The following is a 6,799-nucleotide window of genomic DNA, read 5'->3' as shown; positions in this document are numbered from 1 at the left end:
CCCCCCCCCCCCCCCCCCCCCCCCCCCCCCCCGCGTCCCTCACCTCGCCGATGGTGAGGGACGCCGGAACCGAGCTCCCGGACCGTGTCCACACGGCTCAGGCGTAGCGGTCGATGAGGGCTTCCAGGTATTCCTCCAGCCTGCGGGTCAGGGCACTGGCCGTCAGGTCGGCACGGCCCAGTTCACGCCAGGGGGCAGCGACCTTCTCCGCGTCCGGGGCGAAACCCAGCGCATCCAGCAGCCGCCAGTAGAGATGGGCGGTGCCGGGTTCGGCCAGGGTCCCTCCCGCGGCGACGTAGCGATCGGCGAAAGCCATGCCGGCGGGAACCCCGTGGAGCAGGGCGAGGGCGGTCGAGCAGTGGGCCACGTCCAGGTCGGCCGGCCCCCACGAGGTCTCCACCCAGTCGACGACCCCGCTGATCCGGAGGTCATCGTCGGCGCCTGAGAATAGGACATTGCCGGGATGGAAGTCCCGGTGCAGGAAGCACCCCTGATGAGCCGGGGGCTCTCGGCGGATGACGTCGACGGCCCGCTGCCAGAGTTCGGGCCGCTCGGTGGCCGCGGGCACCGTCACCCGCTCGGGAGAGGTCCATGCCTGGTACGGGCGAGGCCGCTGCCGCGCGGTCACCGGCAACCGGTGGATACGCACCAGCTGTCGGGCCAGCAGTTCGGCGCGGTCGTCAGCACCCGCGTCGTCCAGGCGCACGCTCCCCGGCAGCAGGGACATCAGCAAGGAGGGGTGATCGCAGTACCGCGCCGTCGCATCCACCGCCGCGAGTGTGGCCGCGGGCACGTCAGTGTCGCCGAGCAGACGCAGGACATCCGCCTCGCGGGTCAGCAGGCCCTCCGCGTGCCGGACGAAGAAAGGCGTGACGAAGGACCGCAGGACAAGTGAGCGTCGCCCATCAGGGCCGCAGAGGTCCAGGCGGCGCATCTCCGACGTCCAGCCGCCGCGCAGCCGCACCGCCTCCTCGATGCGCTCCCCTTCGGGCAGCCCCTTCTCCACCCAGGAGCGCGTGGCGCCCCACCCCCGACCGTCACGATCCGCGCCGATGTCCTCGGCCCCCTCACCCGAACCCATGGGGGCAGGTTAACCCCCTGCCGCGGCGGTTCCGCCTCAGTGGGCGAGGAGCAGCAACATCAGCAGCCCGACGGCCAGGACGCCGAGGACGGCCACCAGCGCGGGGCCGTAGCCGCCGGAGCTGGGGCGGCCGGGGCCGGGGCCGCTGCCGTGGCGCGGTTGCCCGCTCCCGCCCGAACTCCCCAGGTCGACGGGGCCGTCGGGGCCGCCGCCGTACTCGCTCGGGTGGCCGTGGTGCCAGCCGTGCTGACCGCCGTGGGCGTCCATGCCCGCGCCGAGCGCCGCGCCAAGGCCCGCGTCGGCCGTGTGCCCGCTGTGTCCGCCGCCGTGTCCCCCGCTGTGCCCGGAGTCGCCGCCGTGCCCGCCGCCGCCGTCCATTGGTGCCTCCCGGATGCCGTTCCGACGTGTCACCGTACGCAGGGGACGACGACCGGGTGTCGGTGCGCGGTTCCGGGCCGCGGCGCCGTCCGTCCTTGCTAGGGTGCGCCGATGGCAACGACGATCAGGCAGTTCCAGGTCACCTTCGACTGCGCGCAGCCCGAGCGCGTCGCCCGCTTCTGGTGCGAGGTGCTGGGCTATGTGGTGCCGCCCCCGCCGCAGGGGTTCGCCGACTGGGCGGCCTACGACCGCTCGCTGCCCGCCGAGCAACAGGGCGCGAGCTTCGCCTGCGTGGACCCCTCCGGCGCGGGCCCGCGGCTGTACTTCCAACGCGTCCCCGAGGGCAAGGTCGTCAAGAACCGGGTCCACCTGGACGTCCGGGCCGGCACCGGGCTCGTCGGCGACGAGCGGCTGGCCGTACTGCGCGCCGAGTGCGACCGCCTGCTCGCGCTCGGCGCGACCCTCGTACTGGAGCAGGTGGCGGACGAGGAGAACGAGTCCTGCATCACCATGCAGGACATCGAGGGCAACGAGTTCTGCCTCGACTGACCGGCCCGCCGGCCCGGCATCCGGACGGAACTGCTGGTGGTCCGCTCGTCAGTTCCGGGCGGCCGCGGGCGCGCCGCACTCGTCGGGTTCGCCGCGAAGGCGCACGGGCAGAGTCGGCCCGACCTTGTTTGCAGCGTGCCGGATGCAGCCCGCGTTGGGCCAACCCGTACAGGAAGTCTGAGGATGGCGCGAACCGAGTATTACGACGACCCGGAAGCACCGAAGCCGAACAGCCTTGTGGTCGCGGCATCGGCCGTCGTCACGGACGACGAAGGCCGTATCCTGCTGCAACGCCGGACGGACAACGGCCTGTGGGCACTTCCGGGCGGCGGAATGGACATGGCCGACTCGCTCCCCGGGACCGCCGTGCGAGAAGTCAAGGAGGAAACGGGGCTGGACGTGGAGATCACAGGACTGGTCGGCACCTACACCGATCCGCGCCACATCATCGCGTACAGCGATGGGGAGGTACGCCGCCAGTTCAATGTGTGCTTCACGGCGCGGGTGACCGGCGGATCGCTGGCCATGTCCGATGAATCGACGGAACTTCGTTTCGTCGCCCCCGGCGATATCGAGACGTTGCCGATGCATCACACCCAGCGCCTGCGGCTGACCCACTTCCTCGAGAATCGCGCTGCACCCTACCTCGGGTAGCGGGCCGGTCGCTCGTGCCGGGGGTGGGGCGCCGAGGTCACCGCGGGTCGGGCGCGGAGTGCGGATGGGTTGTTGTGTGGGTCTCGAGGAGGGTGCGGAGGAAGGTCAGGGATTCGGCGGGGAGGAGGGCGGTGTCGCGCAGGGCGTCGAAGGCGACGCGTAGGGCTTCGATGTCTTCCGGGTCGTCGGTGAGGTGGCCGCTCCAACTGCCCTGGGTGTAGGCCACGGTGGAGCCGTCGCGCAGGGAGATCAGCTCCAGGGAGCCGCGCAGGTGGTGCGGTCCGGCCGCGAACGGCACGACGTGCAGCGCGATCCCCGGCCACTGGGCGGCCTCGATCAGGTGCTCCAGCTGGGCCGTCCACGTCTGCGGGTCCCGCGCCTTGCGCCGCAGCGCCGCCTCGTCGATCAACGCCCGGTAGTACACCGGCTCCGAGCCGGCCAACGCGGATTGGCGCTCCAACCGCTCCGCGACTTCGGCCGCCACCTGCTCCTCGGGCAACTGCGCCCCCTCCAGTTGCTCCAGGGCATACGCGCGGATCTGGAGCAGGTCGGGAATCGCGTGGCCGGCGTACTCGCGGATGCGGGCCGCGTTCACCTCGAACGGCGCCGGACTCCGTACGAGCTGGTCCGTCGTCTCGCGCTTCGCCAGGCGCCACAGCCGCTCCAGCAGGTCCCCGGTCCCGTACACCTTGTCCAGCATCCGGGCCACCTCCAGCGTGCCCAGGCGCTGCCCGCGCTCCAACCGGTGCAGATACGACTGCTCGTACATGCACAACGCGCCCAACTGCATGTAGCTCATCCCCGCCTTCTCGCGCAGCGCGCCGAGCTGACGTGCGTACAACGCCCGCGCCGAATGCGGGTCCGAGGCGATCACTGCCTCGTTGACCCCGACCCTGTCGGACATACGGCTCCCCTCTCCTCTTCGCTCGATCCTTCAGTTCGTATCGCCGGGTCGGCGGTTCAACGGTTCAAACCCGCCCCTGACCAGCGCGAACGCGCACTTCCGGGCATGCTCAACTCCTCTCCGTAGCGAGACCACTACCGCTTGGCGCCACTGTCCTCTAGGGTCAAAACGCGATCAACCTGCAAAACAGGAAAGAAAGGTTGTTGAAGAGTGGTCAATCGCAAGGAGTTGGACCCCGAAGCCAGCCCCGAGGCCGCGTACGGGGCACGAATCCGCAGCACACGGGAAGCGCGTGGCTGGAAGCAGGAGGACCTCGCGACCGAGACGGGATATGCCAGCACGCATATTTCGGCCGTCGAAACTGCTCGTAAGGTTCCAACTCTTCGATTCTCCCGCAGCGTTGACATAGCCTTCGGCACCGGCGAGGGCACGGACAGCTTCGAGCGCGAGTGGCGCCAGATCCGCCACGGCTCCCTCCTGGAGGGCTTCCCGCACTACGTCGGTTACGAGGGCCGGGCGGTCGAGATCCGGCTCTACGAGATCGGCATCGTCCCGGGTCTCTTGCAAACGCCGGAGTACGCGCGGGTGCTGGCGGACAGCGCCGTGCAGCGGGGCGCCATCACGCCCGCACAAGCGGATGAACGCGTCGCGTTCCTGGCGGAACGGCAGGCGGCCCTGATACGGCCCCGGCCGCCGATGATGTTCGTGACCATGGACGAGAGCTGCCTTCTCCGGCCCATCGGTGGCCCAGCCGTCATGGACGCTCAACTGGCGCGGTTGATCGAGTTCGCCGAGCAGCCGAACACGTTGTTGCAGGTCGCGCCGTTCGAGATGGCCGAACGCAGAACGCTCGACCTGCCGGTCAACCTGCTGACCATGGCGGACCGGTCCGTTCTCTGCTATGCCGAGTCACAGGCCCAGGGTCACCTGGACAGGGAGAACGTGTCCGTGGTGCCCATGCTGACGGCCTACCATCAACTCCAGGCCGAAGCGCTGTCCCAGGCGGCGTCCGTGGCCATGATCCGCCAGCTACGAAAGGGCATGTCGTGACGACCGAGTCCCCCCGTTGGTTCAAGTCCTCCTACAGCAACAACGGCGGCAACTGCGTCGAGGTCGCGGCCAACCTCGTTGACGTACAGGGCGTCGTCCCCGTACGCGACAGCAAGAACCCGGACGGGCCCGCACTGGTCTTCCCCACCGACGCGTTCGCGTCGTTCGTAGCCGGGGTCAAGGCCGGAGAGTTCGGCACCGTCTGACACGGGTAGGCATGGCCTGCGCCGCTGACGGAGGGCGGCGCAGGCCATGCCGACCGCGAAGGGCACCCCATGACGACCGAGTCACCGCGTTGGTTCACGTCCTCCTACAGCGACAACGGCGGCACCTGCGTCGAGGTTGCCGCCAACCTCGTTGACGTACACGGCGTCGTGCCCGTGCGGGACAGCAAGGACCCGGGTGGGCCCGCACTGGTCTTCCCGGTGGACGCGTTCGCCTCGTTCGTAGCGAGCGTGAAAGCAGGGGAGTTTCCCGCCGCCTGACCGGCGGCCCGAAGGAAGAGGTTCGGCATGGCGCGCAACGCGGTGGTCTTCCACGGCACGGGGGCGAACCCCGAGGTGGCGTGGTACCCCTGGCTGGCCGGGCAGTTGGCCGCGCGCGGCTACACCGTGGACGCGCCGCACTACCCGGACCTGAACGTGGAGCCGATCGGCACGTTCCTGCCGAAGGTACTGACCGCGCAGCGGTTCGACGAGGACACGGTCCTGGTCGGGCACTCCGGCGGCGCCGCCCTGCTGCTGGCCGTGCTGGAGCACATCGAGGTGCGGGTGGCGCAGGCGGTGTTGGTCGCCGGGTACGCCACGCGGCCGAACGACTCGGCGGAGCCGGTGCTCCAGGACACCTACGACTGGGCGGCGATCAGGTCGCACGTTCGGGACTTGTACTTCATCAACTCCCGCAAGGACCCTTACGGTTGCGACGAGCACCAGGGGCGGGCGATGTTCGAGCGGCTGGGCGGCACCCAGATCGTCCGCGACGACGGGCACTTCGGGGACTACGACCAGCCGTACGACACCTTCGAGCTGCTGGACCGGCTGATCCCCTGAAACCCCTGAGGCCCAACCGCCGTACCACACGGATGAGTTGCCCTCACACCGGCTCACACCGACTCGCGCCGCACCAGCTCCGTCGCCAGCACCACATGCCGCCGCACCGACGTCCGCTCGGCGATCTCCTCCAGCAGTACCCGCGCCATGGTCCGGCCCATCTCCTCCGTCGGCTGCCGCACCGAGGTGAGCGCCGGGTCCATGTGCCGGGCGATCGCCGAGTCCTCGAAGCCGACCAGCGCCACGTCGCCCGGCACGCTGCGGCCCTCCTCGCGCAGCACCGCCCGGGCACCGGCCGCCATCACGTCGGACGCGGCGAACACCCCGTCCACGTCGGGCCAGCGCGCCAGCAGCTCCCGCATCGCGCGGCGCCCGCCCTCCTCGGTGAAGTCCCCGGCGGCGGCCAGTTCCCCGTAGCCGGCGCCGCCCGCGGCCACCGCCTGCCGGTAGCCCTCCAGCCGGGAGCGCGCCACGTACATGTCCGGGGGCCCGGTGATCGTGGCGACCCGGCGCCGCCCGCGCTCGATGAGGTGGGCGACCGCCGCCCGTGCCCCGCCCACGTTGTCGGCGTCGACGTAGGACACCGACTCCAGGTCCGAGCGCCGCCCGTTGAGCACCGCGGGCATGTCGAGCTGTTCCAGCAGGTCGGGCAGCGGGTCGTCCTCGTGGACCGACACCAGCAGCACCCCGTCCACCCGGTGCGCCTCGAGGTACTGCGCGAAGCGCGCCCGCTCCTTCGGCGTCCTGATCAGCGTCAGCAGCAACTGCATGTCGGTGTCGGCGAGTTCGGCGCCGATCCCGCGGATGATGTCGGAGAAGTACGGCTCGGCGAACAGCCTGGTCTCCGGCTCGGGAATGACCAGGGCGATCGCGTCGGTGCGGTTGCCGGCCAGGGCCCGCGCGGCTCGGTTCGGCACGTATCCCAGCTCGGCGATCGCCGCCTCCACGGCCGTCTTCGCCCGCTCGCTGACCCGCGGTGAGCCGTTGATCACCCGGGACACCGTGCCGCGCCCCACCCCCGCGCGCGCGGCGACCTCCTCAAGGGTGGGCCGTCCGCTGCGCCGACCGTGCATGGTCACTGGAGCCTCCTGTACTCACTGCGCGCCACCTTAGCGCGAGGTCCTTCCACCGGGA

General features: G+C 70.6%; 10 protein-coding genes. 6 read left to right on the top strand and 4 right to left on the bottom strand.

The window, feature by feature from the left end:
* Positions 1 to 97: 97 nt before the first annotated feature.
* Positions 98 to 1,081, bottom strand: coding sequence for a phosphotransferase family protein (locus AC3EVP_RS21800; RefSeq protein ID WP_435131997.1), 984 nt, complete (start codon positions 1,079 to 1,081; stop codon positions 98 to 100).
* A gap of 36 nt (positions 1,082 to 1,117) precedes the next feature.
* Positions 1,118 to 1,492, bottom strand: a complete 375-nt coding sequence (locus tag AC3EVP_RS21795; protein ID WP_435131995.1) for a hypothetical protein — start codon at positions 1,490 to 1,492, stop codon at positions 1,118 to 1,120.
* A gap of 78 nt (positions 1,493 to 1,570) precedes the next feature.
* Between AC3EVP_RS21795 and AC3EVP_RS21790 the strand changes: the two genes are divergently transcribed.
* Entirely contained in the window at positions 1,571 to 2,008 is a 438-nt protein-coding gene (locus AC3EVP_RS21790) for a VOC family protein (protein WP_435131992.1), read from the top strand.
* Positions 2,009 to 2,191: 183 nt separating this feature from the next.
* Positions 2,192 to 2,662 (top strand): NUDIX domain-containing protein, encoded by a 471-nt coding sequence (locus AC3EVP_RS21785; protein ID WP_335977897.1) that lies wholly within the window; start codon positions 2,192 to 2,194, stop codon positions 2,660 to 2,662.
* Between the two features lie 37 nt (positions 2,663 to 2,699).
* Here AC3EVP_RS21785 and AC3EVP_RS21780 read toward each other — a convergent pair whose 3' ends face one another.
* Complete coding sequence (locus AC3EVP_RS21780) at positions 2,700 to 3,566, bottom strand: helix-turn-helix domain-containing protein (protein WP_435131989.1); 867 nt, start codon at positions 3,564 to 3,566, stop codon at positions 2,700 to 2,702.
* A gap of 210 nt (positions 3,567 to 3,776) precedes the next feature.
* Between AC3EVP_RS21780 and AC3EVP_RS21775 the strand changes: the two genes are divergently transcribed.
* From AC3EVP_RS21775 to AC3EVP_RS21760, 4 genes are all read left to right on the top strand, one after another.
* Positions 3,777 to 4,616 (top strand): helix-turn-helix domain-containing protein, encoded by an 840-nt coding sequence (locus AC3EVP_RS21775; RefSeq protein WP_435131987.1) that lies wholly within the window; start codon positions 3,777 to 3,779, stop codon positions 4,614 to 4,616.
* A complete protein-coding gene (locus AC3EVP_RS21770) occupies positions 4,613 to 4,822 on the top strand; it encodes a DUF397 domain-containing protein (RefSeq protein ID WP_435131984.1) in 210 nt (69 codons plus the stop codon). Before AC3EVP_RS21775 ends, AC3EVP_RS21770 begins: the two co-directional genes overlap by 4 nt.
* Positions 4,823 to 4,891: 69 nt before the next feature.
* On the top strand, positions 4,892 to 5,101 hold the full coding sequence (locus AC3EVP_RS21765; protein ID WP_435131982.1) for a DUF397 domain-containing protein: 210 nt from the start codon (positions 4,892 to 4,894) through the stop codon (positions 5,099 to 5,101).
* A 27-nt stretch (positions 5,102 to 5,128) separates the two neighbouring features.
* The gene (locus AC3EVP_RS21760) at positions 5,129 to 5,665 is read left to right on the top strand and encodes an RBBP9/YdeN family alpha/beta hydrolase (RefSeq protein WP_435131980.1); all 537 of its coding nucleotides are present in this window, start codon (positions 5,129 to 5,131) and stop codon (positions 5,663 to 5,665) included.
* Positions 5,666 to 5,718: 53 nt separating this feature from the next.
* On the opposite strand, the gene AC3EVP_RS21755 is transcribed toward AC3EVP_RS21760, so the two are convergent.
* Positions 5,719 to 6,738, bottom strand: coding sequence for a LacI family DNA-binding transcriptional regulator (locus tag AC3EVP_RS21755; RefSeq protein ID WP_335978082.1), 1,020 nt, complete (start codon positions 6,736 to 6,738; stop codon positions 5,719 to 5,721).
* Positions 6,739 to 6,799: the final 61 nt, after the last annotated feature.

The organism is Actinacidiphila sp. bgisy144, assembly GCF_057708105.1.
The sequence above is the reverse complement of the archived record's forward strand: the minus strand, read 5'-3'. Positions and strand labels throughout refer to the sequence as shown.